The sequence below is a fragment of the Chamaesiphon sp. VAR_48_metabat_403 genome (assembly GCF_031422475.1).
Classification (GTDB): domain Bacteria; phylum Cyanobacteriota; class Cyanobacteriia; order Cyanobacteriales; family Chamaesiphonaceae; genus Chamaesiphon.
Genome location: NZ_JANPLS010000109.1, coordinates 1 through 26,302 on the forward strand (window position 1 = coordinate 1; position 26,302 = coordinate 26,302).

Annotated in this window: 36 protein-coding genes; 7 read left to right on the forward strand and 29 right to left on the reverse strand. The window is 46.5% G+C overall.

The genetic code is table 11. The features are described 5' to 3' along the window. The coding region (locus RMO79_RS05560; RefSeq protein WP_310482062.1) for an FprA family A-type flavoprotein at positions 1–548 on the reverse strand (548 nt) is incomplete at its 3' end. Positions 549–710: 162 nt separating this feature from the next. Between RMO79_RS05560 and RMO79_RS05565 the strand changes: the two genes are divergently transcribed. Further along, the gene (locus RMO79_RS05565; protein ID WP_310482063.1) at positions 711–1,463 is read left to right on the forward strand and encodes an ATP-grasp domain-containing protein; all 753 of its coding nucleotides are present in this window, start codon (positions 711–713) and stop codon (positions 1,461–1,463) included. Positions 1,464–1,494: 31 nt separating this feature from the next. Here RMO79_RS05565 and RMO79_RS05570 read toward each other — a convergent pair whose 3' ends face one another. Together RMO79_RS05570 and RMO79_RS05575 are read right to left on the reverse strand one after the other, a co-directional pair. Then, a complete protein-coding gene (locus tag RMO79_RS05570) occupies positions 1,495–1,881 on the reverse strand; it encodes a DUF309 domain-containing protein (RefSeq protein WP_310482064.1) in 387 nt (128 codons plus the stop codon). A 237-nt stretch (positions 1,882–2,118) separates the two neighbouring features. Then, positions 2,119–3,048 carry a cobalamin-binding protein gene (locus RMO79_RS05575; RefSeq protein ID WP_310482065.1) on the reverse strand — a complete coding sequence of 310 codons (930 nt, stop codon included), beginning with the start codon at positions 3,046–3,048 and terminating at the stop codon, positions 2,119–2,121. A gap of 65 nt (positions 3,049–3,113) precedes the next feature. On the opposite strand from RMO79_RS05575, the gene RMO79_RS05580 reads away from it, so the two are divergent. Both RMO79_RS05580 and RMO79_RS05585 read left to right on the forward strand, forming a co-directional pair. Then, positions 3,114–3,713 (forward strand): chromophore lyase CpcT/CpeT, encoded by a 600-nt coding sequence (locus RMO79_RS05580; protein WP_310482066.1) that lies wholly within the window; start codon positions 3,114–3,116, stop codon positions 3,711–3,713. Positions 3,714–3,801: 88 nt separating this feature from the next. After that, positions 3,802–4,122 (forward strand): hypothetical protein, encoded by a 321-nt coding sequence (locus RMO79_RS05585; protein ID WP_310482067.1) that lies wholly within the window; start codon positions 3,802–3,804, stop codon positions 4,120–4,122. A gap of 101 nt (positions 4,123–4,223) precedes the next feature. Here the strand turns inward: RMO79_RS05585 and rplA are convergent, their stop codons facing one another. From rplA to secE, 4 genes are read right to left on the reverse strand one after another with little or no spacing between them, the layout of a single operon-like run. Continuing rightward, complete coding sequence (gene rplA / locus RMO79_RS05590) at positions 4,224–4,931, reverse strand: 50S ribosomal protein L1 (RefSeq protein ID WP_310482068.1); 708 nt, start codon at positions 4,929–4,931, stop codon at positions 4,224–4,226. Positions 4,932–4,991: 60 nt separating this feature from the next. Then, the gene (rplK, locus tag RMO79_RS05595; protein WP_309731566.1) at positions 4,992–5,417 is read right to left on the reverse strand and encodes a 50S ribosomal protein L11; all 426 of its coding nucleotides are present in this window, start codon (positions 5,415–5,417) and stop codon (positions 4,992–4,994) included. Positions 5,418–5,429: 12 nt separating this feature from the next. Next, positions 5,430–6,062, reverse strand: coding sequence for a transcription termination/antitermination protein NusG (gene nusG, locus RMO79_RS05600; RefSeq protein WP_310482069.1), 633 nt, complete (start codon positions 6,060–6,062; stop codon positions 5,430–5,432). Then, positions 6,059–6,298, reverse strand: coding sequence for a preprotein translocase subunit SecE (gene secE / locus RMO79_RS05605; RefSeq protein ID WP_310482070.1), 240 nt, complete (start codon positions 6,296–6,298; stop codon positions 6,059–6,061). The genes nusG and secE overlap by 4 nt, the downstream gene beginning before the upstream one ends. Positions 6,299–6,776: 478 nt before the next feature. On the opposite strand from secE, the gene RMO79_RS05610 reads away from it, so the two are divergent. Together RMO79_RS05610 and RMO79_RS05615 are read left to right on the forward strand one after the other, a co-directional pair. After that, on the forward strand, positions 6,777–7,556 hold the full coding sequence (locus tag RMO79_RS05610; protein WP_310482071.1) for a sigma-70 family RNA polymerase sigma factor: 780 nt from the start codon (positions 6,777–6,779) through the stop codon (positions 7,554–7,556). A gap of 313 nt (positions 7,557–7,869) precedes the next feature. Then, the gene (locus RMO79_RS05615; protein WP_310482072.1) at positions 7,870–8,823 is read left to right on the forward strand and encodes a DUF1517 domain-containing protein; all 954 of its coding nucleotides are present in this window, start codon (positions 7,870–7,872) and stop codon (positions 8,821–8,823) included. Here the strand turns inward: RMO79_RS05615 and RMO79_RS05620 are convergent. From RMO79_RS05620 to RMO79_RS05655, 8 genes are all read right to left on the reverse strand, one after another. Continuing rightward, a complete protein-coding gene (locus RMO79_RS05620; protein ID WP_310482073.1) occupies positions 8,820–9,014 on the reverse strand; it encodes a hypothetical protein in 195 nt (64 codons plus the stop codon). The two genes, RMO79_RS05615 and RMO79_RS05620, sit on opposite strands and share 4 nt — an antisense overlap. 25 nt (positions 9,015–9,039) lie before the next feature. After that, on the reverse strand, positions 9,040–11,868 hold the full coding sequence (locus tag RMO79_RS05625; RefSeq protein WP_310482074.1) for an MFS transporter: 2,829 nt from the start codon (positions 11,866–11,868) through the stop codon (positions 9,040–9,042). A 161-nt stretch (positions 11,869–12,029) separates the two neighbouring features. Beyond that, positions 12,030–12,443 carry a phage holin family protein gene (locus tag RMO79_RS05630; RefSeq protein ID WP_310482075.1) on the reverse strand — a complete coding sequence of 138 codons (414 nt, stop codon included), beginning with the start codon at positions 12,441–12,443 and terminating at the stop codon, positions 12,030–12,032. 30 nt (positions 12,444–12,473) lie between these two features. After that, complete coding sequence (locus tag RMO79_RS05635) at positions 12,474–12,659, reverse strand: YqaE/Pmp3 family membrane protein (RefSeq protein ID WP_310482076.1); 186 nt, start codon at positions 12,657–12,659, stop codon at positions 12,474–12,476. A 242-nt stretch (positions 12,660–12,901) separates the two neighbouring features. Next, the gene (locus RMO79_RS05640; protein ID WP_310482077.1) at positions 12,902–13,225 is read right to left on the reverse strand and encodes a hypothetical protein; all 324 of its coding nucleotides are present in this window, start codon (positions 13,223–13,225) and stop codon (positions 12,902–12,904) included. Positions 13,226–13,291: 66 nt separating this feature from the next. After that, positions 13,292–13,945 carry a hypothetical protein gene (locus RMO79_RS05645; protein ID WP_310482078.1) on the reverse strand — a complete coding sequence of 218 codons (654 nt, stop codon included), beginning with the start codon at positions 13,943–13,945 and terminating at the stop codon, positions 13,292–13,294. A gap of 71 nt (positions 13,946–14,016) precedes the next feature. Beyond that, positions 14,017–14,361: a hypothetical protein gene (locus RMO79_RS05650; RefSeq protein WP_310482079.1), complete on the reverse strand. Its 345-nt coding sequence runs from the start codon at positions 14,359–14,361 to the stop codon at positions 14,017–14,019. A 54-nt stretch (positions 14,362–14,415) separates the two neighbouring features. After that, on the reverse strand, positions 14,416–14,685 hold the full coding sequence (locus RMO79_RS05655; RefSeq protein ID WP_310482080.1) for a GlsB/YeaQ/YmgE family stress response membrane protein: 270 nt from the start codon (positions 14,683–14,685) through the stop codon (positions 14,416–14,418). 206 nt (positions 14,686–14,891) lie between these two features. Here RMO79_RS05655 and RMO79_RS05660 point away from each other — a divergent pair, with 206 nt between their 5' ends. Next, entirely contained in the window at positions 14,892–15,014 is a 123-nt protein-coding gene (locus RMO79_RS05660) for a hypothetical protein (RefSeq protein ID WP_310482081.1), read from the forward strand. Here the strand turns inward: RMO79_RS05660 and RMO79_RS05665 are convergent. The 13 genes from RMO79_RS05665 to RMO79_RS05725 all read right to left on the reverse strand — a co-directional run bounded on the left by RMO79_RS05665 (position 15,007) and on the right by RMO79_RS05725 (position 24,412). Further along, positions 15,007–15,186, reverse strand: coding sequence for an NblA/ycf18 family protein (locus RMO79_RS05665; protein WP_310482082.1), 180 nt, complete (start codon positions 15,184–15,186; stop codon positions 15,007–15,009). The two genes, RMO79_RS05660 and RMO79_RS05665, sit on opposite strands and share 8 nt — an antisense overlap. Positions 15,187–15,231: 45 nt before the next feature. Then, a complete protein-coding gene (locus RMO79_RS05670; protein ID WP_310482083.1) occupies positions 15,232–15,696 on the reverse strand; it encodes a BON domain-containing protein in 465 nt (154 codons plus the stop codon). A gap of 38 nt (positions 15,697–15,734) precedes the next feature. Beyond that, a complete protein-coding gene (locus tag RMO79_RS05675; protein WP_310482084.1) occupies positions 15,735–16,349 on the reverse strand; it encodes a general stress protein in 615 nt (204 codons plus the stop codon). A gap of 70 nt (positions 16,350–16,419) precedes the next feature. After that, a complete protein-coding gene (locus RMO79_RS05680) occupies positions 16,420–16,746 on the reverse strand; it encodes a hypothetical protein (RefSeq protein ID WP_310482085.1) in 327 nt (108 codons plus the stop codon). A gap of 237 nt (positions 16,747–16,983) precedes the next feature. Beyond that, the gene (locus RMO79_RS05685) at positions 16,984–17,265 is read right to left on the reverse strand and encodes a hypothetical protein (protein ID WP_310482086.1); all 282 of its coding nucleotides are present in this window, start codon (positions 17,263–17,265) and stop codon (positions 16,984–16,986) included. After that, positions 17,252–18,013 carry a sterol desaturase family protein gene (locus tag RMO79_RS05690; protein ID WP_310482087.1) on the reverse strand — a complete coding sequence of 254 codons (762 nt, stop codon included), beginning with the start codon at positions 18,011–18,013 and terminating at the stop codon, positions 17,252–17,254. Before RMO79_RS05690 ends, RMO79_RS05685 begins: the two co-directional genes overlap by 14 nt. A 280-nt stretch (positions 18,014–18,293) precedes the next feature. Then, complete coding sequence (locus RMO79_RS05695; RefSeq protein ID WP_310482088.1) at positions 18,294–18,560, reverse strand: hypothetical protein; 267 nt, start codon at positions 18,558–18,560, stop codon at positions 18,294–18,296. Between the two features lie 115 nt (positions 18,561–18,675). Next, positions 18,676–19,470 carry a hypothetical protein gene (locus RMO79_RS05700; protein ID WP_310482089.1) on the reverse strand — a complete coding sequence of 265 codons (795 nt, stop codon included), beginning with the start codon at positions 19,468–19,470 and terminating at the stop codon, positions 18,676–18,678. A 366-nt stretch (positions 19,471–19,836) separates the two neighbouring features. Further along, on the reverse strand, positions 19,837–20,055 hold the full coding sequence (locus tag RMO79_RS05705; protein WP_310482090.1) for a chlorophyll a/b-binding protein: 219 nt from the start codon (positions 20,053–20,055) through the stop codon (positions 19,837–19,839). Between the two features lie 291 nt (positions 20,056–20,346). Then, entirely contained in the window at positions 20,347–21,555 is a 1,209-nt protein-coding gene (locus tag RMO79_RS05710) for an ATP-binding protein (RefSeq protein WP_310482091.1), read from the reverse strand. A gap of 320 nt (positions 21,556–21,875) precedes the next feature. Further along, complete coding sequence (locus RMO79_RS05715; RefSeq protein ID WP_310482092.1) at positions 21,876–22,313, reverse strand: response regulator; 438 nt, start codon at positions 22,311–22,313, stop codon at positions 21,876–21,878. Further along, positions 22,310–24,151: a CHASE3 domain-containing protein gene (locus tag RMO79_RS05720; protein WP_310482093.1), complete on the reverse strand. Its 1,842-nt coding sequence runs from the start codon at positions 24,149–24,151 to the stop codon at positions 22,310–22,312. Before RMO79_RS05720 ends, RMO79_RS05715 begins: the two co-directional genes overlap by 4 nt. Positions 24,152–24,211: 60 nt before the next feature. Continuing rightward, on the reverse strand, positions 24,212–24,412 hold the full coding sequence (locus RMO79_RS05725; protein ID WP_310482094.1) for a hypothetical protein: 201 nt from the start codon (positions 24,410–24,412) through the stop codon (positions 24,212–24,214). A gap of 241 nt (positions 24,413–24,653) precedes the next feature. Between RMO79_RS05725 and RMO79_RS05730 the strand changes: the two genes are divergently transcribed. Then, a complete protein-coding gene (locus RMO79_RS05730) occupies positions 24,654–25,367 on the forward strand; it encodes a response regulator transcription factor (RefSeq protein WP_310482095.1) in 714 nt (237 codons plus the stop codon). Positions 25,368–25,483: 116 nt separating this feature from the next. On the opposite strand, the gene RMO79_RS05735 is transcribed toward RMO79_RS05730, so the two are convergent. Continuing rightward, positions 25,484–26,302: YegS/Rv2252/BmrU family lipid kinase (locus tag RMO79_RS05735; protein ID WP_310482096.1), on the reverse strand; the 819-nt coding region annotated here is incomplete at its 5' end.

Below are 26,302 nucleotides of genomic sequence, written 5' to 3' on the forward strand. Positions count from 1 at the left end.
TGCATCCCAAATACATCGCAAGTAAATAGGGTTTGGGTCTGATGGTCGTAAGTGAGCATCGTATCTGGCCAGTGCAGATTGGGTGCTGCGACAAATTCTAATTCATGCCCGTTACCTAAGTCCAATCGATCGCCACTTTTGACCATCATTTTGCTATACGGCTGATGGATCAAGTTGTCCAGAAATTGCATCGCCACTTTCACTGCGACGATGGTAATGTTTGGATTCAGTTGCAATAAGTCTTTGACTAAGCCACTATGATCGGGTTCTGTGTGGCTGATGACTAAGTAGTCGATATCCGCCGGATCGATGATGCCCAATAGGGTATCGAGGTAAATCTGCCGAAATTTGGCGTGAGAGGTATCTACTAGCGCGATTTTTTCGCCCCGAATCAGGAAGGAGTTATAAGTAGTCCCATTTTCCAGCGCAAATTCGATATCGAACCTGTCCCGATCCCAGTCGAGCGATCTCATTACCGTCGTATCGGTAGCAATCTCTTCAACCTGCATTGTCAGGCGTTTTTGGATTCTATCGGCTAGTACTACCATTGTAATTTACCTGCGATTTTAAAATTATTTGGTGTATTTATCTATTGTGGCACAATCGCTTTGTAAATTTTTATCAAAAATACTATCGATCGCTTAATTCTTACTAATCTAATAATAATTCAACTATCAGTCGATCGGTAGAGCCGTTGAGGTTATTGGAACGTGATTTCCATTGCATTCATTCAAGAGCAGGGTAATGGCAAGCTTCGTACCGAAGAAAGACTGGTAGTAGCAGAACTCCAGCGAATAGGTATTCCGATTACCTATTACACCGAAAAGCGGATTCGGCGCAGACAGTTGCCATTAAACGATCGATCTTTAGTCGTCGGCGATATGCCGTGTATCTTAGGAGCCTTAAAACAGTTGGCAATTCCCGCACCAGCACCCAATGATTATCCCGCATCGTTGAGTGAGTTTTTGCATCGGCGCGTCTGGAAATCGACGCTGGGGGCGTTGGAATTCGCGCTTCGAGACGGTGAGTGTCGATCGACTTTTGCCAAACCTGCAATGCGGTGTAAGCGGTTTACAGGGTGCGTATTCGATGCGGAGTCAGACTTGTATCGGGTGTATGGGGTGTCGCGCCAAGAAGAGTTGTGGTGCGCGGAGGTGGTAAATTGGTCGAGCGAATACCGAGTTTATATTGTCAATTCGGAAATTAGAAGTGTCGATTGGTATGCGGGAGATCGGGAAATATCAATCGATCTTAGTGAGGTACGTCGAGCGATTGTAGCGTTAGATAAAGCAGGCGAGTCGCTGGCTGGCTATGCGCTAGATTTTGGCGTATTAGCGTCGGGTGCGACAGCTCTAGTCGAAATGAACGATGGCTTCGCACTCGGAGCTTATCAAATCGACAGTAAAAATTACACCGATCTCATCTGGGCGAGGTGGGAAGAACTTCTATCGAATAGAAAATAGATCCTCACTCTCCGCTCCCCCCTTCCAAATTTTAAACCAGATCGATCGACGGTAAAGATGTAGAATCTTGAGCTAATCGATCGACAAAATCGCCGATGCCTTCACTACCGATCGATTGTAAAATTTGTAAAAGATTGCTACTATCTCGAATCAAACCAGCAACATCAATCCCGGCATATACTGGCTGATAATAAGGTAACCTACCGATGCCTTCACCTAATAAAATCACTGCACCGCGCCAATTACGATTGTGGAGATGATAGCAAGCAACAGCAATTTGCAGTACGCCTTGATAGAATTTTTTATCAGGATCGACTGAATCCATCCACAAGGCTTCGAGGGTATCGTGACAAGCGTAGTATTCGCCTGTATTAAATTCATTTATACCTTGCAGCCATTCAGGTGGGGTATCAGTCATTAGTTGGGATAGGGAATAGAGAATGTTTTCAACCAAAATTGCTACATAGATTCACAGCGGTTGAAACCGCCGCTTGTGATGCAAAGTCCGCCTGTCTTGAAAAGGTGCTTTACTTGGGGAAGCCCCAAGAACGCACTTTTCGCTACGCGGACTAATAAACTAGTCCGCGTAGGCGGACTTTGCACCATTAGCCACGATTTTAATCGTAGGCGTTTTATAGGTATTAACTTAGGTTATTTAACTAAATTTCGTCCAGCCATTGCCATAATGACCGTAATTACAGACTTGAGGATTGAGAATTTCGGTCAAGATTTCTAGCGATTCTACCAGCCTCGGCCCCGGACGATTGAAATAAGCATTACCATCAGTAATGTAGACTCGATCTTGTTTAACAGCTTGCAGATTTTTCCACTGTGGATGTTGGGTGAGTGGCTGTGCTTCGATGCAAGTCCGATCGAGATCGAAACCACAAGGCATGAAAATAATGATATCGGGATCGGCTGCAATTAATTCATCCCAACTAATTCGCGGCGAATGTTGTCCGGTGACTCCGCCAATTGGTTTACCACCAGCCATCTCGACCAGTTCGGGAATCCAATTTCCTGCCAGCATTAGCGGATCTGTCCACTCGATGCAGGCAACTTTAGGCGGATTAGAACTTAAATTTTGACACTGAGTTCGACAGGTATCTACTCTAGTTTGAAGTGCCGATACGATCGGTTGCCAGTCAACATTTAAAATCTCTCCTACCCGTTGAATATCTGCCCAAACATCGGCGATCGTATCGGGTTGAAGTGAGATAATTTGGGGGTGACTATTGGTTAATTTAGCTACAGCTTTTTCTACCTCACCAAAACTGACCGCACAAACATCGCATTGGTCTTGGGTAATAATGTGAGTGGGTTGCAGTTGTGTGAGCGCATCGAGATTAATTTCGTAGATGCTGGCTGCGGCGGCGAGTAATTTGTCTACTTCTTGATGAATTTCACCGCTCGATTGATGGATCGAAAGTCTGGCTGAGGTACAAATTGCCCGATTTTTAACTTCAGGTGGATAGTCGCATTCGTGCGAAATACCGACTAATCGATCGATCGATCCCAAACAATCGATAATTTCGGTAGCACTAGGTAAGAGCGAAACTAGCCGCAGCGATGCTAATTGAGTCATAAATTGTAAAAATAGAAAGGCACGGTTCTAGTAAAATCGACAGTAACTAACATCCGACCTTCACTATGACTCATTCTACCGATATTCCTACCCTGGCACGCTGGATGGCTGGAGATTTTAGCAATCAAGCTCAAGCGTATGAAAATCCACCATTTTTTGCCCACATTCGGGTGTGTATGCGTCCGCTACCTTATGAGTTATTTGGTGGGGTGAGTTTGTTTCTCGAACAGGCTTATGATTTTATGCTGCACAATCCCTATCGGTTGAGGGTGCTGAATTTTGTGATTGTGAATAATCGCATCGAAATCGAGCATTATACGATCGAACCTGAAGCCGATTTTCATGGAGCCGCACGAAAGCCAGAAATGTTCGATCGACTCACCCGCGATAAAATTATTAAAATGCCCGGTTGTACGATGATTACCGAGTGGACTGGGAGTACTTTTAAGGGCTATGTGGAGCCTGGAAGGGGCTGTAAGATAACGCGAAACGGTAAAGAGACATATTTAGACAATAGCTTTGAAATTAGCCCTCAGCAGCTAATTAGCCTCGATCGCGGTCGCGATGTTGCCACTGACGAACATGTCTGGGGATCGATCGCGGGGCCGTTTGAATTTACACAGACGGCGAGTTTTGCCGATGAAGTGCGGGTGAATGGCTGTTAGCCCCGATTTTATCGATCTCTGTTCGCGCTTGAGATGGCGATCGCCTAAAATAAAAATACCCCAAAACCTCAAACTTATCCCCAATGATATGACACAAGCTAATGAACCAAACGACTCTCAAAGAGAAATCAACCGTCGCTTTAGGGATTTGAGCTGGAGGGTAGAACGGCTAGAGACAAGTCAGATGCCAGCTCGGAGCTTAAATGAGTCCTTTGATAGGGTATATGATGAGATCGACGCACTCGAAGATATCGTCAATCAAAGATTCGACAGGCTTGAGAGCGAAATCAGGTCTGACTCCGTGGCAATGAATACCAGACTAGATCGATTGGAAGCTGAGTTAACAGGAAAAATTGACCTGATTTTGTCATACATCACTAGATTAAACGATAACAACCCCACTGGTTAACCCGATCGATTCGATCGCATCTCATCAAAAAGGATGGTAGGGCAATTCATGAATTGCCCCTACCATCCTTTTCGCGTGTAAATAATTAAACTATTTACTAATTATTCAGTTTTCATGTCACGGAGACTACTGATGTCGATTTCGATCGAAGGCCCCATCGTTGCGGAGACATACATACTGCGCCAGAAGCGACCCTTAGCCCCAGAAGGACGGTTGCGATCGATACTTTCTTGGAATGCTTTGAGGTTAGCTAAGAGGTCTTCAGGGGCGAATGCCGCCTTACCGAAGAGAATATGCACGATCCCAGATTTATCGGCACGATACTCTAGTTTACCTGCTTTAAATTCCGCGATCGCCGCACCGAGATCGGTAGCTACGGTACCCGCTTTAGGCGAAGGCATCAAACCGCGTGGGCCGAGGACTCGTCCTAGTCGGGCAATTTGAGGCATCATATCGGGAGTGGCGATTAATAGATCGAAATCCATCATCCCGCCTTGAATTTCGGCGATTAATTCTTCGGAACCTGCTAGATCTGCACCAGCGGCGGTTGCTTCAGCTACTTTTTCACCACGAGCGATTACCGCGACGCGGATGGTTTGTCCGGTACCTTTAGGTAATGCTACTGTCGTCCGTAATTGTTGGTCGGTATATTTAGGATCGATACCTAACCGGACGTGAACTTCGGCAGATTCAGCAAATTTAGCGGTTGCTGTTTCTTTGATTAGTGCCATTGCTTCGAGGGGGTCGTAAGCACGAGTCTCGATTTTTTTGGCTAACTCTTGATATCGACGCGAATACTTTTTAGTCATTGTTGCTCCTGGGGTAACTGACGAGGGCTTGCCTCTCCCCCAAATATGGTGGATAAAATACTAGTCAACGATGGCAACACCCATGTTGCGGGCGGTACCAGCAACGATTTTCATGGCTGCGTCGATGTCATTGGCATTGAGATCGGGCAATTTAATTTGCGCGATTTCTTGCAGTTGAGCGGAGGTAATTTGACCGACTTTTTTCTTATTGGGTTCGTTGGAACCAGTTTCGATTTTGGCGGCTTTTTTAATTAATACCGAAGCTGGTGGTGTTTTGAGGACGAAGGTAAAACTCCGATCTTCAAAAATCGAAATCTCGACGGGAATGACCGTACCAGTTTGCTCGGCAGTTTTGGCATTATATTCTTTACAGAATGCCATAATGTTCACACCATGTTGACCCAATGCTGGGCCGACTGGCGGTGCGGGGTTAGCTTTACCAGCGTTGAGGGCTAGCTTAACAATTGCGACTACTTTCTTTGCCATTAGATGTGTGTATTAGCCCTGTCTTTGGACTTGGTTGAATTCGAGTTCTACGGGGGTGTCTCTTCCGAAGATAGAGAGCAAGGCTTTTAGTTTACTCCGTTCGGGGCTTACTTCAACAACCTCACCTGCAAAGTCTTTAAAAGGACCAGCCGTAACCATTATTTTATCGCCTTCGGTCAGATCTGTCTTCACTACTGGCTCTTGTTCGAGAGCTTGTTTAAAGATCCGGTCTGCTTCGCCGCGAGAAAGCGGTAATGGTTTGACATGTCCGCGTCCGCGTCCGTAGCCGCGTTTTTGCTCCGAGCCGACAAAGTTGATGACGTTGGGGGTATTTTTAACTACCTGCCATGCATCATCGTCCATCGACATGCTCACCAAGACATAGCCAGGGAAAACTTTTTCTTCGGCGGGTGTTTTAGTACCATCTTTTTTAAGTCTGATGGTGGGAGTTTGAGGAATCTCGATTTGGTAAATGCGATCGCTCATGGCAAACGAGTGAATCCGTTGTGTTAAGTCAATTTTGACTCGGTTCTCACAGCCGGATGCCACCTGAACCGCATACCAACGCGCTGGTTCTTTAGCTTTATTATCCCGATCTCGTTCTTGAAGATCGTCATCGTCTAATTCATCTGCAATCGAACTCATACAAACACCTTACCAGCAGCCCAGCTAAACAGATTATTGACCAGATAAATCGTTGTCGCTGATAGCGTCACCATCGCAATTACCGCCAGGGATTCACTAATCAGTTGTTGGCGACTGGGCCAAATTACTTTAGTCAGTTCGGCTTTACTATCTTGGATGAGCTGCACTGGATTAAAACCAGATGCAGATTCGATCTGTGCTGGCTCGGTTTGTGAGGGTTCGGGTTTTTTAACCATAAAATTTAGATCCTCAAGACGATCGGAGGATGTAAGGGTAACAGATCACTAGTCTACCCGAAATTTTTACCTCGTGCTTGAGTAAATTAAGTGGCGATCGACTGAGTTTGAAACCTCGTCAAGGGATGCGATCGCACTAATTGTTGCAGATTTGGGCACGGATTCTCGATCTATTTTTACCATCCCAATCTCCTGCGATCGCTACAAAGCATATAACGTAGTGCCTATCTGTACGTGAATCCACTTACTTAACAAAAGTAAATATTAATAGATTTCCGTGGATCGACGCTGTTGAGAACTAGGCAGTGTGGAGAACAATGTAGCAGTGGAGAAAACAAAACACGGGCTTTTTAAACCGCAAGTCGTTCCGCTCCCGTTCCAGTCTCCGCTGTCCGAACTCCCTGTTGTGATTATGCCCATTTCTTTGCAAATAGCATCAATCCCACAGCATCTATCTTTACAAAAGGTTGCTCAAACGATGGCTACTCAGGTGTCCGCTCATTCTGAATCGATTTCTTTGTTGATGAACTACTATCAACAGCCAAGCATCAAAGTTCGCAATCAACTAGTTTTACTCAATGCTGGTTTAGTCAGACAAATCGCGCACCGGATCGGTCGTCAATGTGCGGAACCTTATCAAGATTTAGAGCAGATCGGTTACTTAGGATTGATTCGCGCCATCGAACGCTTTAATCCTCACCAAGGCTGTGCATTTAGCTCTTTTGCAGTTCCCTACATTAGAGGCGAAGTCCTGCACTTCCTCCGCGATAAGAGCAGCGTGCTAAAGATTCCTCGTCGCTGGCAAGAACTCCAAAAAGAAGGTGAAAAAGTTCGCCAACAACTTACAGCTAAATTGGGTAGAAAAGTTCGGGATGAAGAAATTGCAGCGGTATTGAATGTCTCGGTGAACGAATGGCGCGAGACTCAAGCGGCAGAACACAATCGTCAGGCACTAAGTTTGGATGCAACTGTGGGACAAATGCTCGATTGTCCGGTTACTCTGGGGGATAGTTTGCCAGATACCCGCGAACAACAGCGTCAATATTTAGAAGAAGAACGCCAACAGTTAGAAGGAGCGATTAGCGAACTCGAATCGAAAACCAAACAAGCGATCGAATTTGTCTATATTAAGGGATTACCCCGCAAGGAAGCAGCGAAAAGAATCGGTGTCAGTCCAATGACTGTCACTCGCCATCTCCAACGCGGTGTCAAGCAATTATCGACGCTGTTACACCCAGAAGATGCGGTGATGACTTAATTTTAAGTTTTCACATCGGGAACCATAAATATGCAAGTGAGGATCGCTCCTCACTTTTTGTGTGTCTGGCAGCGCGGATGGCAGCCTGAATTCGGGTTAGAGATCTCAAAATTTACTATCCACTAGTAAATTTGTCTCGAAGCTTGCGTGTTATTCTAACGACGATCTCAAGATGTGAGGTTATCTCTACACCCAGCAACATTTATTACCCTCAGTCACCTGCGTTAGAGTTGTAGATATTCGATAACTGACGACGAGCTATGGTCAAAGTCGTTACATTAGAAGAATAAATAAGCTTTTATTACAGGTAGTTATGATTGACAAACTGCGCGCTTTTCTGAAACCGATGGTTAAGTCCTTTGTAGCAGTCGGACTAGTCCTAACTCTCATCTTCGCTCAGACTGGAGATGCCCTTGCCGCACGTAGCGGGGGACGGATTGGTGGTGGTTCGTTCCGTGCGCCCAGCCGGGGGTACAGTACACCTAGTGGCGGCGGTTATGGTCGTGGCGGCGGTTATTATCCTGGTGGTGGATTGTCCCCTCTCTTTTGGTTCTTACCGTTTGGCGGTGGTGGTGGCGGACTCTTTTCGCTGCTAATTATGCTGGCAGTCGGTGGCTTTTTACTCCAAACTTTCCGCCGGGTAACTGGTGGCGATAGCTTTGAAGGTGATGTTTATAATCCCCAGGTATCGATCGCCCAAATTCAAGTTGGTTTGTTAGCCGATGCCCGTAGCGTCCAGTCTAAACTAGACCAACTGGCAGAAACTGTCAATACCGATACCCCCAGCGGTCGAATGCACCTGCTTCAAGAAACCAGTTTAGAGCTACTACGTCACCCCGAATACTGGACGTATGGTAAAACTAGCACTCAACAAGCCAAACTCGATCGAGCGGAAGCAGTATTCAATCAATTATCTCTCAACGAGCGCGGTAAATTTACGACCGAAACTTTAAGTAAGGTCAACAACCAACTCCGTCAGGCTGAAGCTAATCCTGTCCTCAATTCTACTGGTGAATTGGCAACAGTCGCACCAGAACAAGAACGGGCAGAATATATTATCGTCACCCTATTAGTTGCGGCGACTCGCTCGCTCGAATTGCCCAAAATCAACGGTGAAAGCGATCTGCGTCAAGCTCTCCAAACGTTGGGTAGTGTCGATGCTAGTGCCCTAGTCGCGATCGAAGCTATTTGGACTCCTCAAGCCAATGGTGACGCGCTTACTACCGATGATATTCTCGCTCATTATCCCGATCTCAAACTAGTTTAACGATCGAAAATCAGATAACGATCTCCTGTGGCGGCGATTGCTTGCACCGTTGTCGTTTGGGTATGCGCATCCAGCGAAAATGTTTGTCCCAGCGGCAACTCGGCTAGATCGGGCATCGATCGATCGCATCCCATCCGATTTATTCTGAAATTAAGTCCTCCATCGCTAAGATGGAGGACGTTATTGAGCATTAATTAACTCGATCGAGCGATAATCTTAAAGTACGCCAAATCCTTTAACAGCGATAATACCTGCTGCTGCGGAAGCAGCTAAAGAACTTATGGCTGTACCAAACAGCCACCAAGCTGCGCCTGCTGCGACTTTTTGGGTTTCGATCGCTTGTTGGCGAGCTTGTTTTTGGACTGCTTTGTAACGTTTTTTGACTTCAGCTTGCACCTGGTTGGCGCGGGATAGCACGCTATCGCGAGTGGCTTCGATCTTGTCGATAATCCGATTGGCATCGGCTTCGGAGATATCCTCGCGGGAACTGATGACGGCGACTAAGGTGTCGCGATCGAAGTTACTAACGCGATCTCCGAGGGCTTCGAGTCCGGCTTGCGGATCGTCAAACAGCTTGCTAAAGTCGGCTTGAATGCCTTCGTAGTTGAGTTCGGGACGTTCTAGGGCGTTGAGGTAGTCGCGAACTTTACCAAACAGGCTATCGAGTGACGATTGCAAGGTTTGTTGAATTTTCTGAAGTTGCTCGGTGAGCGATTTATAAGTCGATTCTACCCGATCGGCAATTTCGTTGGCTTCTTGCTCGCTGATATCTTCGCGTTGCGAGAGCAGCGATACAAAGGTAGATCGATCGAAATGACTGACGCGATCGCCCAAGCTGCTAAATCCAGCGTTAGGATCTTTAAGCAACAGTTGTAAGTCGCGTTTAATACCATCGGGATTGAGTTCGTCCTTATTGGTATTTCGCAGATAGTTTTCGAGATTGGCTTCAAAATCTACGACTTGCTTTTGGGCGCGATTGGCGAGGCGACGCGGTGCTTTGACAATTGAGGTAATTGCTGACTGCAATCGATCGACTGTATTATTTACCTGTTCTTCGGTGAGGTTGCCTTGTTGGGTGAGGAGTTTTACCAACGTCTCGCGATCGACTTGCGCCAGACGTTCGCGGAGTGCGCCAGCTCCGGCTTTGGGGTCGTCGAGCAGGGTTTGAAGATCGCGCTTAATGCCGTCGGGATCGAGTTCGGCGAGGTTGGTGTCTCGGAGATATTTGTCGATCGCCGCAGTGGTTTTTTCGTACTGAGCTTTGGCTTGCTCTGTGACTTGTGCGGGGGCTGCTAAGACATTAGTTCTGACCGATTCGATTTTGTCGATAATTTGGTTTATCTGCCCTTCATCGAGATCTTGACGCTGGCTCAGGAGCTGTACCAAGGTGTCGCGATACTCCGTTGGAGAGGCTTCGCCAACGAATTGCGAAAGGCGATCTTTGAGGGCATCGATTCCAGCTTTGGGATCTTCAAATAACACTTGCAGATCGCGCCCAATCCCATCGGGGTTGAGTTCTTCTTTGTTGGTATCGCGCAGATAAGCTTCAACTTTACCGCGTAGCTCTTGAGCTTGGGCTTGAAGATCTGGCAATTGGAGCGCGTTATTAGGGACGCGGGTGGAGTCTAGTACTTCCGATCGAGCTGCATCTAAAAAGCTAGCTAAATTCTCGATACTATCGGGTTGAATATCGTCTCGCAACGAGAGTGTTTGGACGAAATAATCGCGATCGATCGGCTCTAATTCTTGTTGAATTGCGGCGGGATCTGCTTGCGGATCGTAAATTACTTGTTTAAATTCTTCTTTAGCATTGGCTTGGCTGAGTTTCCAAGCGGGTGAAAACAGCAGGTAGTTTTCTAAGTCGGCGCGAATCGGACTAAATGCGGGGGTACCATCATGCGGCTGTGCGCTCGATCCCGATTTAGCACTATCGCCACCGAGTACGGAGGCTTTAAGTTTATTTACCTGACTGGCAACCTTTTCGACATCTAGATCCGAGAAGTCAGTATTTTGCACCACTTTACCCAACAGCGCACTCAAACCTAGTTGCAGAGCTTGACTAGCTAAGTTGCCACCATTGCCATCGCTAAGATTGGTACCTTTAACGATTTGCTGGAGTTTAGTTGCTAATTCGTCGGTGTTGAGATCGGCTGGTGTTGCCGATGTGAGTAATGCGCGGACTTGACTTTGAACATCTTTTTGTCCATCGGCACTGGTGAGTTGTTTCCAGGTACTTTCGAGTTTGTCGGCAACTTGGCTGATGTCTTTTTTAGAGAAATCCGTCCGACTGCTGACTAAATTGATAAAGGTTTGGCGATCTATATTACCAAGTAAATCGCTATTGGCAAGATCTTTGAGATCCGACTCTTTGAGGAGCTTTTCAAATTGTGAGCCGATTTTATCTACATCTAGATCGGGTAATTTAAGACCGCTCAACGAACTTTGCAGCGTTTTCTGGATGCTGCTAGAGTCGATTCCCGCAGTGAGTTCGCGGCGCACGACAGCAGTAATCTCTTCCGCCGTGGAGATCGCTTGACCCTTCGCCACATTGGCACCTACCGCCGTCGTGGCAGTGCCCAAAATTCCCTGAATGCCAGATGTAGCCGTACTGACGATCGAGCCAATGAGAGAGCCGACAGCCCGCGATCCGAGCCACATCACGACCGTGAAATAAACCGACCAAATCGTTACGCCGACGATCGCGCCGACAAAGGTACTATTTACGAGCGTGAGTTTAACTGCCAAATAGCACGCCGCAAATAAAGCGATCGTCACTGTCACCAACACACCAAGTCCAATTTTGGTTTCGATCCCGCGAATAGTCGAAAGCAAACTATCTTCAGAATCGGTATCGACATCGGTCAAATCGCTAGGAGAAGCGATCGCCGCGATCGATAAGTTAGTTAATAATAATTGAAAGGCAAATGCCATCGCGATGCCCGATAACAAGCCGACAATTAATTGGGGGCTAGAAAAGTTTTCTAATACGAACGCCCCCGGTTCGATTTTAATCTGTGCTAATTGCAATCCCAAAGTTGTTAACATTGTAGGCTACCCATAATTGATGATTTCTCGCTTTACTTAGCATTACAGCTAAGTAAAGCGACCCAAAAATCCACCCAGAAAGTTTTTCGCAGGGGATCTAGCGATAAAATAAGTTGAATGTATTCTGGAAAAATAGCTGTCGATTTGACAGCTAAAGCAAACTAGTCGTTACTAGCGATCGACGGCGCAGGCGAGCTACCGACGAGTTGCTTTTCAGCAAAATAGTTGTTGAGAAAAGTGCTGGCAAACGACAGAGCCACAGGACTCAAGATAAAACCGAAGATCCCGCTGATGGTAAATCCTGGTACTAATAGTGCTGCCAACCAGAGGCAGAAACCATTGACGAATAGCGAGAATAATCCCAAGCTCAGTAAATTAATCGGGAGCGACAGCAGCGATAGTACTGGACGAATTGTTGAATTAATGCCCCCGATCGCGACAGCAGCGATGAGTGCTGCGGGGAAATTGGCAATGTTTACACCCGGTACGACTAGATCGATAATTAATAAACCTAGTGCTGTTGCCAGCGTGGTCATTCCAAATCCGATGAGATAGTGGTTAGTATTGTTAGTCATATTTTTTAAATTTGCAACAAATTGGTACGGCTAATAAGTCGAATCGTTGTAGTTTTCGTTTTGCTTGACGATTGCCCAAACTGCATGAATGCTACCCGGAATCCAACCGAGTAAGGTTAATCCAATATTGATAAATAGTGTCGGCCCAATGCCATAAGTCATGAAAACTCCAATGGGCGGAATGAAAATGCCGAGAATTAAAGGTAGTAGTTTCATTTTTTTTAAATCGATTGAGTTAGTAAATACCAATTTGCGATCGACCACATTGAATTAGAGATTTCGGCTCGATTGCGATTGAGGTCGATCTACCCCCCTCATAAAGCTGCCATGTATACACATTTCTAGAAACATGCGAAGTTGGTGGGAATCCCCCTTAAAAAGGGGGACTATGACTGGATCTTAGCCCCCTTTTCAAGGAGGTTGGGTGATTCAGATCTCCGCACCCTATCCTCCAGAAATTAGAGGTTTTTGTTTTTGACACTCAACCAAAAGTCTTTCAGGCGTTGCTTGAGCATGGCTTCAGTTCGAGCGGCTGACGAACCAGCTTTAGCAACTTCGCGGCTGGCAGATTCCTGCTTTTGCTCTAGCGGAATAGTACCAGTGCGCTCGGCTTCAGCTCTGGTTTGCTCGTACGAGACTTTCGTACCGTCGAGTTGCTGCTTGACTTGGAAGTAGCGATCGCCGTAGCGTGATGCTAATGTCCGATCGAGATCGGCTAACTTAGCTTTGATGCGCGTGGATTGTGCTTGCAGCATGGGAAGTAGACTAAAAGTTAAAAGCATGTGTGCGATTCCTCTGTAATGCAATATGGATCGGTTGGCCGATGTCCCTGACTCAAACCGCCCCAATTACTCGCGATCGATTGTCGTAATTCTCGGTTGACGAACGCCTACTGCCGAGCCGAATAAGGACGCGATTAATCCGAGTAACGAGCCAAATACAAACGACCAGCTCACCTTAGATGTATTACCAGCAATGTCACGAGTTTGTTGGGCGGTAATTTTAGGTGCGTTAGCCGCAACTTGTCCGGGTGCCGTGGTGACATTGGGGTTGGTTTGTTGGACTCGATCGACGACGCTACCAGCATTAGAAGCAGCTACGCCAAAGGCTCCAGAGACACCGCTAGAAAGCAACCACGCACTCAGGGCTAATGTCGATGCCCATAAAATCGCCCCATTTAACAGTGCGGTGTTGCGATTCATCCGTCCCGCAGTCCGAGCCGCCATCCAACCGCCGACGAAAAGGGAAAGTAACAAACTAATAATCGACCAGATGCCGACATTGACGCTGACACTACCAGCATCGGTGCGTGGCGCACCAGAGTCGCCGATAGCTCCAGCACCAACCGCTACGCCCAAGGCACTCAATACGAGTTGCGTGCTCAAGGCAACTACCAAGCCTGCAATAATCGGCCCCCACCGCACTTGGTCGTGATAATTGGCTGCAACGACGGGAACCGCCCGTTCGCTGATGTAATCATTGGGTCTATCTACGTATGCCATGACAATTATCTCCAAAAAGTTTAGTGTGGATGGATTGAGGGTAGATGCGACGCAGGCTGTTATCACCAGCCCTAGCTGTTTTTCAGTTTGTCGATCGCTTTTTCGGCTTGTTTGACCACTGGTAATTTGCGATCGTTAGAGCGGTACATTTTGTCACGATCGGCAGCACCAGGTTGGACTTCATTGAGCGCGCCTTTAGAGCGGGCTTCGATCGATTCGATATCCATTGCGGGGTTATCGAGTGCCTCTTTGGACTTTTCTTCGATCTGGTTGAGTTGCTCTACGCCTTTGGTCGGATCGCTTTTACCTGCAAGTGCGGGAAAGCTACTGGCAAACACTAATACTGCCGACAAGAAGACAGAAATTAACATTTGGACTGGACGAATATTTGCAAACAATGTCTTGATATAGTTCATCTCTAATTCCTCTGCAATAAGTTATGTAAAAGTGATGGTAATGGCCGATCGATCCTAGATATTTCTCTGAGCGACTAAGCCATAGAGATAGATCGCAATAATCGCACCTAAGACGGCGATAAATACGCCAGGAATACTCAGACCGGGGGCGGCTAATTGCAAGGTTCCCGTCTGGATGAAAGTGTGTAGACTACCCCCGACAAAAGCACCAACTACACCCAAGACTAATGTCGAAATCCAACTACCGCCTTGGTCGCCAGGGACGATTGCTTTAGCGATCGCCCCAGCTAGCAATCCTAAAACCACCCATGCAATAATGTTCATAACTAAATATCTCCAAGTGTTTTACTACTCTCAATTTACCAGTCGGGTAGCTAAAATCCTTTCTCTCAATTGGATGAACTCTAGATTTTGAGTTAGCGTCAATAGACAGATAAATAGCTAATTTTGCTACTAATATTTATTTAGTTAATTTGACTCGATTGAGAAATATTCTAGACGATTGAGATCGTCCAACACCATCGAAATCTGTGCTATGTATCTCCAGCGAAACTGGTATTAAACTAACCCAAATAGGCACAAAAATTGGGACGATCGATCGCCCCGATTGCGATCGACAAGGCGATCGTGCTGGTTTTGAATGGTTTACTTAAAGCCGCTAGTTTTGACTAGCGATCGAATCACGTTATCTTTGACCATCAGTTGGCGAAAGGCTTCAATTAAGAATTCCCTGGCATTGTCTTGGCTGAGTGATTGGACTTGTTGCTCGTATTTAGCTAAAGCAAACTCTTGTTCTAAACTGAGTTGTAGTGCTTGCATATCCATATTAATGGCTCCTGCTAGTGCGATCGTAAATGACAACCAGATGGCTTAGGGCTTGACAGCCGCTTTAACTAAGACATTTTTGACACCCTTAATTTGCAGTGCCAATGGTTTAATTTTGTCTAATTGGGCTTGGTTAGCCACCGAACCGGATACCGTCACATCGGCATTTTTGGCATCGACACTGAGCTTACTATTAGGAATATTTGCCTCTAACTTCCCACGTACCTCACTTTCTAAATCTTCTTCACTGCGTACTTGAGGATTGCCGCCGATATTATTGCGTTGTTCGCGCGCTCGGATATCTGACTCGATCTGCTTTTTGCGGATCGGATTTTGAGCATCATCTTTGCTGTTATTCGTATCTTCAGTACTGGTAGTTTGTCCGTTGCCCTCGTTGGCATTGGGCGCATTCGATGAAGTTTTGGCGGTGCTACACGCAGAGATTGTCGTTGCTAGCAATATGCTCAGCACTAACGGCTGGATAAAGCTGGGTTTAGTATTCTGATTCATGTTACCCTCACTGAGTTTAATGTTGGGAGTCGAGACTGTTAGTGTTCTAGATATTGAGTGGTCACTGGAGTGGCGATCCGAGCGGTATCGGTGGGTAAATCGTAAACAGACCACTCATGAATGCCGCGACTGGTAAAAATTGATGTAGCCCGATCGATTTCTGCGTCCGAACCTTCGACCATGACCAGATAATTACCCTGTCCGACTCGATCGCTATAAATATCCGCACGCTCTTGGGGGATATTCAGACCGACTAAACCACCTGCTAGACTGCCAGCAGCAGCTCCGAGCGCACTACCTGTAGCAGTTGTAGCCAATGCGGTTGCGGCGGCACCTGCGAGCATTACTGGGCCGATCCCCGGAATTGCTAACGCGCCCAAGCCGACTAATAAACCTGTCACTCCACCAAAAGTGGTACCTGCGATCGCGCCATTTTTGGCAGTTTCGGCTGCTTTACGTTTGCGATCTTCATCATCGCCGAGATCGGTTAACGTAGCACTAGTGTTTGCTCCAGTAACTTCGACTTGGCGATCCATATCGCGACCGATGACTGAGACGCGATCCATTGTAAAACCCGTACTTTCTAAGTGAATTAGAGCGTTTTCGGCTTCTTTGTAAGTTGAAAAAATCCCGATGCCACGTTTGTTTAACATTAACTTTGCTCCTGGAAATTGTTAGTTATGAGTAGATGTTGCCAGCTAACTGAACCCGCTCGATTGTTAGTTACTTATTACTTTCTGGCGACGCATCACCAGGGGTTTCGTAGTAGATTTCGGGTTCGATGCCAAAATTGTCTACTAATCCTTCTTTATCAACTGTGAAACCGCCAGTGGTATCGAGACTTTCCGATCCGGGCGGATGCTTGGGCAACCGTTTGAAATTTTCACCTTCTCGCTCTTTTCTAGCTGCGGTTTCAGCCGGAATGATATGTGGATCGTAGCTATCTGGAGTAGGCTTGTCGTATAGTTCGGTACCTTCTTGGTCTGCGGGTAAGACTATTTCTACTGGCTCATTTTGTGGCGGGTTGGTAGGATTATTTTCGGTTTTCATCTTAATTTTGGTTCGCTGTTTGTAGGATTTTAAAATCTATGCTTTGTGAATCATTCCAATAACTAAATAGTAACGATTTTAACAATTCAACGCATCTATTGAATTATTTATTTATTGCTCTGTCGATCGAGATAAGTAATTGAAAATAGTTGTCGATCGCGTCCGTCTATCGATAGAGAGAGCGACATTTTGAGCCAGTTATGACGTTGTATTTAGCTAGGAAATAGCGCAAATTAGCTAGCGATAATAAGTGTTCGTCTGTAAAACTTCTTCTTCGCCAAAATATAGGCAGAGCGCATTTACACCTAAAATCAACCACGCTCGATCGCATAATTCTTCCAGATCGTCGAGCAGATCGTCTACAATTTCAGTACTAGGACAATGGATTGTCAATGTCTGATGACCGTCAAGTTGAATCAGACAACTTGGCAAACTAGTCGCGAACAAATGCAAAAATCGCTCGACTCGAAAGTGCGTGAGGGTATTGAGATCGTCAACATTTAGTTCAGTGAGTAACATCAGTAAACTCCTGTGTATATTTGGGTGATTGGGTGCCGAGCTGTCGATCCCAAAAGGTAAAGTACAGCCCGAAATGTAAACCATATTGGCGATGGTGAACCGCATGGTGAGCGGAGCCTGTAAACCAGCGACCGCACCAATGATGCGGAAAGTCGATCGGCAAAGTGTCTGGATCTAAATGATTGACAATTGCCCACACTGTCATCGTGCAGAGTATGGCAATTATCGCGATCGGATGCAGTGGGAGTACCAAGGCAATTCCCACTAAAAATAAGGCATGGGCGATCGCTTCTGGCGGATCGAAGGCAAAAGATGTCCACGGTGTGGGAGGATGCGATCGATGGTGCCCCTGATGCCACCACCGGAAGAAAATCCGATGGTGAAACAGTCGGTGCATGAAATAAAAGTAGGTATCTTGTAAGACGATCGCGATAATATAGCTAAATACTAGATACCACAATGGATATTGGTGGATATCGGTGTATACACGCGTAATGCCCGATTGGTAGGCAATGGCGATTGCTGCTGCACTGAGCGCAAACACCACCGATGAAAGGATCGAAAGTTTGATATCTGCCATCGTTGCCAATGTCAGTCCAAACCTATTGACAGTCGCCACAGAGTTACCACTTTTCCTACCCACAACTCGATCTAAAAATAACTGCGTTCCCCCCGCAAAAATTAGATATCGAGCCAAAATGATCCCAAAAAAGGTGAATCCATAGAACTCAAATGAGTAATGAGTCAATTTAGTTTCTCCTTAAAGACGAACGACTGTCGATCGCTAGGCTGGATAAGTTCGCGTCACACCGACGATCGATCTGGTTTTACAAGTTAAAACCGAGATAGAGATGGACTTAACAACTATCTAGCCGAACGATATTCTTAAATACTAGCAGTTACAGCCAGATTCTACTTTCTACCCAGTGGCTGAACTCTCAACTTTCGATCGATGTCAATGGGTAGAGAGGGGGGAGTAAGGAGTAAAATTTCCTAAAGCCTATAATCTAAAACCTAAAGCCTAAAGCCTATTCAACACGGTGGTAATCTCTACAGTCGATCGCGTCTTCGTGGAATGCTTTGTAGGGATGAACGGTACATTTGAGCTGATATTCGCCTGTAAAAAAGATACAGCGATCGCAGGGGATTTGATGCAATCTTTTGAGCTGGAGCCAATCTTTTTGCAGGGTGTTCCAGCTAGACCAGCTAAAATAGACAAGCCCAAGCGACATACAGATCGTAAAAGTCACTGTGTATAGCGATGACAGAATTTCTAAAATAGCAGGCGCGAACATAGTAGACTTCTGGCAAAGGTAGGAAATGGGGGAAATATCAATACAAACGACGATCTGTTCGTTTTAAAGAATGCTAGCAACGCTCGATATTTATTCGCGATCGAGCGGTTACAACTTAACTTACCAGATTGGGGAGCGATCGGGGACGGAGTTCGACGGCTCCGATGGAATCGGGTTGCTCGAAACTCGAACCATACAAATCGACAAATCGCTTAAAGAGTTTCATCGTATCGCAGTTGGCAACCTTTCGAGATTTAATCTTCCGCTGTAAATTTCCCTTGGCAAGCCTACGGAGATAGGGTAAATCTTCAAAGAGTGTCAAACAGGCAGCGCAATGGAAGATAACTTGTAAGATCGGCTTGGGAAATGCTAAATCGGTATAGATATCGATAAATAATTTATGAATATTATCGCCTAGTGGCAACATATTAAAAATTATAGTGATGTTCCGGTCTTGGTAGACGGGAATGTTTAATTCGATCGTGTAGGGAGTATGCAGCGTCAACTCGGCTTCGACTACTGGCTGTCTCCACAATTTGAGCAAATTCCGTGCGGGAGCGAGTGTAGTTTTAAATTTGACGCTACCGCCGCTACTAGTTTCTTCAAATTGACTGACGGTACCGACTTTTAAACCCTTGAGGCTGACATTATGCACTAGCTCTAGATGTTTGAGATCGAGCAAATGGTAAACCTGGCACAGATAGGGAATCGGTAAGATATATTCTTGGCTGATTTTGTGATGTCGCCGTAATTGCAGCATTCGCGCTTGCGTCCGGCGCAGATAACCGCTATGCGGTGGGGTCGCGGAAGAAAGCTGGTAATATTTGAGCGTGCTTATGCTCTTGATGTTAAAGCTGTCGATTTCAATATCGGCAGTGGAGCGCGGATCTTCAATGTTGGTTGCGGTCATACCTCTAGCTCCGTAAGTTCGCAATGGGGATTAGCTGGCTTAAAACGGGCAAACGATCTCTGTCGATCTCGTGCGCCATCTGGATCGATATCGGTCTTAATTGGGTGTAGCTAAAAATTTGGAGCGATGCTCTTTCCCCCGGCTGAGTTACCGCGAGATTGCGATCCGATCTGGTTGTGACTAGAAAATGTGTTGCTATAACGTCAAAAGGGGATGAGGCGAAACCTCACCCCCCTGTAGATAGCCATTGTGGAGGTCGATTTAGAGCAAGTTTTAGCTTGATGCTTGCTCTAAATTTCAACTGCGGCGATCGGTAATTAGCGATCGGATTGACTAAACTGGTGGTATGTAGCAAGTTCGATCGACCTACCGCACGACGGTGGTGGTGACAGATTGCATCAAATTGTAGAAGTGTAGAACGCCTTGACCAGACAAGTATTCAGTCAATAACGCAGCCACAAATCCGAGCATTGCAAAACGACCATTCCAGATTTCTGCTTGAGGCGTAAAGCCCCAACGCCACTCATTGCGATCGGCGGTAGTAATAATTTTAGTAGGAGTAGGAGTAGGAGTAGAAGTTGCCATGATAGTCACTCAAAATGTGGTGGATAAGAACTAGATCGATGGTTAAATGTTGCGCTTACTCTCCCAGTTATTGGGTTTTAAGTATCACTACTGAGTACGCTCAACTCACTCATCTATACAAATCTTATCATTTGAGTTTGAGGTGATATATCTCCCAATTGGATGAGTTCTTCAATCTTTTCGATAGTCGATGGGGAGACGGGGAGACGGGGAGACGGGGAGACTGGGAGACTGGGAGACTGGGAGCATCGATAGATTTTAAATCCACAGTACTCCTTACTCCTTACTCCCCTAATCCTCCTGATGCGCTGGAAGCCGAATTTTAAATAAACTACCCGCTCCAGGATTGGAAGTTACCGAGATTGTGCCTGAGTGGGTAGTGACGATCCGGGCGACGAGGTGTAGCCCCAAACCGCTCCCGGCGTGGCGGTGTTTGCCAGTTCGGAACCGTTTGAAAATATCCTGTTGCTCTTCAGAAGACATCCCCAACCCAGTATCGCGAACGTCGAGCGAGATCCAACCATTGAGGGCGGTAGTATCTTCGGGGCTTGTGGGTTCAAAATCTAACTTAACTTCGACAGTGCCAGTATCGGTGAATTTGAGGGCATTGCCGATTAAATTGGCGATCGCACGGCGAATTTCTTGGCAGTCGCCTAATATTTTGAGCGATTCTGGCTCTGGGAAATCGCTAGTTGCCACTAGCGAGATCGATTTATATTTGGCTAGGGGTTGAAGTTCTTCGATCGCGGAGTGGATTATCTCCCACATATTACACTTGGTAAAAGTCAGATCTTTACGACCAGATTCATAGCGATTGACTTCGAGGATGGTATTTACTAGTTGTAAGAGATTTTGGTTGCTGCGCTCCATCGCATCTAGAGCTTCGTGCATTGGTGGCGAGAGCGGACAAAAGGCTTCTTGCTGGAACAATTTAAACATAATATTTGCGGCGACTAGTGGCGTTCGCAAGTCATGAGTCAGGTGAGAAATAAAATCTTCGCGTTGGAGATTTTGAATTTCAATTTGCTCGCGCTGTTGTTCGAGATCGTGGTTTTGCTGCAATAGCAATGCGTTGGTTAACTGGAGTTGCTTGCTGGTTTCGACGGCTTCGCGTTCGGCTCGATCGATTCTAATTGCATTTCGCAAAATTTGAGCTAAAGTTGCTGGCGAGATCTGCGATTTGGGCAGATAGTCGGTAGCACCTGCTTGCATCAGCTCGACAGCAATTCGTTCGTCACCTTGTCCGGTGAGTACCACTAAGGGGTGTTGAACTGAAAGTTCGCAAGCAGATTTAACTAAAATTAGCCCATTTTGGTCGGGAAGTCCGTAGTCTAAAAAGGTACAATCGTACAAATTTTTACTCAATAAAGCGATCGCTTGGGCACAAGTCTCGGCTTCGTCAATTTCGACAGGCATTCCAGATTGAATCAGGGCGCGGCGAACGGACATGCGATCGATTTCATCGTCATCAACAATTAATATTCTTAGCAATTCTTCCATTTCATCAGGGATATAACGATCGTAACTAATTTAGGGGAGAAGATGAGAGTAAGAAGTAAGCAGTAAGGAGTAGGCGTGATGGTATAGATCCTGCTGAGATAGCGGGATCGATCGGTTTTGTTGGTGCCGATGCCAGATATATACAGTGGGTAAAAGGGGAGCTAAGAAGATCGAGGTCGATCTCCTTTATTTAGAGATTAATCTAAAATGCTGAAGTAATAGATCTGACTAGAGAATGAAATTGAGACAGTCGATCGACGTAATTTGCAAAGATGCGATCGATTTGACATTTAATTGCCCAACGATGGGGAATAATTAAGTTACCTCATTTCACAGCTCGTCCAATATTTATCGAGCGTAACCATTAACTCGACAAAGGTATTGAAAGTAACGGGTTTGAGAATGTAACCAGCGACATTAAGATCGTAGGCTTGGACGCGATCGCGTTCTTCGTTAGAGGTGGTGAGCACGACTACCGGAATGTGTCTGATGCTTCGATCCGATCGCAATTCGTGTAAAAATTCTAGCCCGTTCATTTTGGGCATATTCAAATCTAACAGAATCAAGCGTCGTTCGGTGGGAATTAACGATGGCTCGCCCGGATTGCCCCGCAGTAGTGCCAGAGCTTCAATGCCGTTGCCAGCTAAGTAGAGAGGGTTAGTAATATTTCCCTTTTTAAATGCCCTTTTCACGGTCATTATGTCTACTTCGTCATCTTCGACTAGTAAAATATTTAACATTAGGTGTTCGATCGTCATGCTCGGCTATTATTTTGTGATTTATCGATCGCTGGCTGTTTGAGCCAGGTGAATCGAAAGATCGCCCCTTTGCCAGCTAATGATTGTAACTCAATTGTGCCCCCTTCTGCGGTAACGATTTTCTTGACAATCGCCAGCCCCGCTCCCACATTTTCTTGAAGATCGCGAGCTTGGAGGGTTTGAAAAATAGTGTAAATTCTGGTTTGGTACTGAGGTTCGATGCCGTCGCCATCATCGGAGATCGCAAACTCATATCGATCGCCCAGATCGATTACTGATACCTCAATTATACCCATTTTAGTGGGGTGGTGGCGGATGGCGTTGTCGATTAGGTGCGTGAAGACTTGTTCGAGTGGTTGCTGCCGCGTCTGGATTGTGGGCATCGGCGAGACGATCTCGATCGCAAACGTGGGTGGTGGCGCGAGATTTTCGATAACTTTTTGTAACAATTTCTTGACATCGACGGTAACAATGGGAAAGTGAGTGCGCCCGACGCGAGAATATTCGAGCAGGCTATTGAGGAGAGCTTGCATTCGGTAAACGCGACGGCGGAGCAATTGCATGTGCGATCGGGTTTCGGGGGAAAGCTGTTCGACCAGATCTTCTTCGATCCATTCGGCGAGGCTAGCGATCGCCCGCAAGGGTGCTTTGAGGTCATGGGAGGTGATATATGCAAACCGATCTAATTCTTGGTTGCTATAGCTCAAGGATTGGTTGCTGGCGATCAGAGAGTTGTTGAGAGCGACCATTTCGAGAGCTTTGGCTTGGAGTTTGGCGGCGGTTTGCTGACGCTCGGTAATGTCACGGACGATCGCAATCCGGTCGTCGTCGAGTTCGATCTGATTGAGAGAAATTTCGATCGGGAATAATTCGCCATTTTTCCGCTGTCCCATTGCCTGAAAAATCTTGCCGAGCGGTTCGATCGTTGAGACAGCCAAGGGCGAGTAGAAGAGCAACTTTTGAGTCTCTTCGTCATCTTGTCTCAACAGGCGTTGCCAATCCCGGCCGACGATTTCGGCTTCGGTGTAGCCAAACATGTCAGTCGCGGCTGGGTTGAAGGTTTCAATCTTGCCGTGGGAGTTAATGACGATCGCGCCATCGACAATATTGGCGAAAATTGCCTGAACTAGGCTGCGACTCTCGCGGAGACTGATTTCCCGATCGCGTAATTCTTGGGCTAATTCTCGAATCAACCGGATCGAGACAGCCGTGCCAATTAGGCTCAGAGCAATGCCATACCACATGGCACTAATGTTAAAATCTTGCTGCTGGGCGAGCACTTGCGATCGGGCTACCATCAGGCGATGTTCTTCTGCTTCAAACCGGGCGATCTCGATCCGAAAGCGATCCATAATTTGCTTACCTATTAACAGCCGTTGGACATCGACTGGCAGATCGATAACCGCACGAGAATCAACATTAAAGACGACCTTTTTGAGATGGTTCATTTTTGCCTGTGCGATTCGGGTGACCGTTTTGGCTTGTTTTTCCTGCGGGGGGTTGTCGCTAACTAATCGCTCTAGCTTTTGGAGTTCTGGCTGAAGGTTCTGTACTGCTAAATCGTACGGTTCGAGAAATAACCGATCGCGGCTGATATAGTAACCTCGCACTCCAGTCTCGGCATTGAGAACGCTAATCAGTGCATTTTGACTTTTAACTAAGACTTGATTAGTATGCTCTAGACCTAATTGTGCTTCGACCATCCGTTGGCGAAGTAAGGTATAGGTCACCACCGCTCCCAGCAAACAAGCCAATGGAATCGAAATTGCGACCGTTGCACGTCGTTCGATCGGGAGCTGATGCCAATAATTTTGTAACTTCTGCCAAACAGATTTCATGAAATGTTTTAAATAACAAGACCAAATTATTTGACAATGGTGCCAACTGCGTGGGTTGAGTCAGGTACAGGCTTGCAGTGACCTATCTCGACCGTGTAAATCGGCAGCTAGTTCCTCGGACGACAGCGGCTGCTGGTTGAGGATGTCCGTTTTGACTTTTAACAACTGCCAGCCCACCGAAAAATTGGTTGGTGGTAAGCACAAAATTAAAATTTCGACGACGAATTTTACCATAATTATGCGCTCGATGTTAACTTCCATCTGGCTGATGCCAGAATGCATCAATAGCCCATCGATCGATGCTGCTATCGATTTTTACAATCCATACTTGCAAGTCTAGCGATCGCATAGATGAATCCTCAAAAAATAAGTTATTGTTGTAGTTAGATTAGATTAAATTGCTTTGAGGCGACAATATTTTTTAATTAAGTTCGTTCGATCTCTACAGTAGACTATTAAATGTTTCCAGATTTTATCTCATCAATTCAAAGGTTGTCTGTTTATGAATGATATCCGCGTAGTTTTGATTGAAGATCATGATGTAGTGCGAATCGGTCTGCGGACTGTATTGCAGATTCAAGAAGGGATTCAGGTAGTTGGTGAAGCCAGCAACGGCACCCAAGGTTTACATTTAGTGAAAACAACGCCTGTAGATGTAGCGTTAGTAGATGTGGGATTACCGGGCATCGATGGGATTGAATTAACCCAGCAATTTCGGAAATTTCAACAGGAACATCCAGATTCAACTACCAAAATAATCATGTTAACGATGCTTGGTAGTGAAGAAACCGTACTTGCTTCCTTTGCTGCTGGTGCCGATTCTTACTGTATGAAAGATATCGGCATCGAACAACTCATCGAAGCAATTCGGATGACACATACTGGTAACGCTTGGATCGATCCAGCGGTTGCTAGTATCGTCCTGCGCCAAATGAAGACCAGTATTATCAAACCCGCAATTCAGAAACAAACGATCGAAATTAGGTCGCTAGAACCCGAATACGAGCAGGTGTTAGCTTCCGACCCGGTCACCGAGCGCGAACGCGAGGTCTTAGAACTGATGGTGGCTGGTTGCACTAATGTCGATATTGCCGCGCGATTGTATATCACAGTCGGAACTGTCAAAACCCACGTCCGGAATATTTTAGCAAAGTTATGTGCCGACGATCGTACCGAAGCCGCCGTCAGAGCCTTGCGATCGGGCATCGTTCACTAGATGGGAGTGTGGAGATGGGGAGACGGGGGGACGGGGAGACTGGGAGTAAATATATTTTCAATCCAAAATCTCCCTTACTTCTTATTCCCCGCTCCCCGCTCCCCGCTCCCTGCTCCTCACTCCTTGAGATCGATTTTCAAATTAGGCAGTCCCTCCAACTTTTCTACAGGTTGGATTTCCTCTACCAGGGGTGCAAACACGGTCAGACCGCCGGGAATGCATTCGACTTCGATCGGGGTTGTGCCGATGACTTCGCCGTCGAGTACGACCTTTTGAGGGGGATTGGCGGTAACTTTAAAGTTTTTTGCTCGTAAAAAGCCGACATCTTCGCGCTGGGATGCCATGCCGCGCAGGGTGGAACTCAGTAGCTCGAACGCCGTCGCGATCGCGACTAGGGGCGTAGCTGGGGCGACGATCGTTAAATCGAGCATTCCATCGTCGAAGACTACTTCCGAGCCGCCTTGAGCCAAAATTGACGTGGCTGGGGCGGCATTCGCGATCGTAATGGCAGCAGCGGAAACAGAAATAGTTTTATCTTCTAGTTCGATTTCGACCTCAAACTGTTCGAGATTGCCGATTTGTTTGAGTCCGGCTAAGATATATGCCAGCATTCCAAACCGATTTTTGGCATTGCGATCGGCTAAATTGACCGTCTCGGCTTCAAAGCCAATCCCAGCCAGCAGTACCATCGGTAAGCCATTACACCGCGCCATATCGACAGTTTGGGTGTATCCACCGACGATCGATTCACAGGATTCGGGAATCGTGGTAGGCAGATCTAGGGCATTGGCAAAAGCATTAGCCGTACCACGCGAGATGATTCCCAGCGGGATATTTGTACTCATCAAAGCGGCTGCTACTGCCGAGAGCGTCCCATCGCCGCCAGAGGCGATAATTGCTTCGGCTCCGCGTTCGATCGCGGCTTTTGCCAGTTC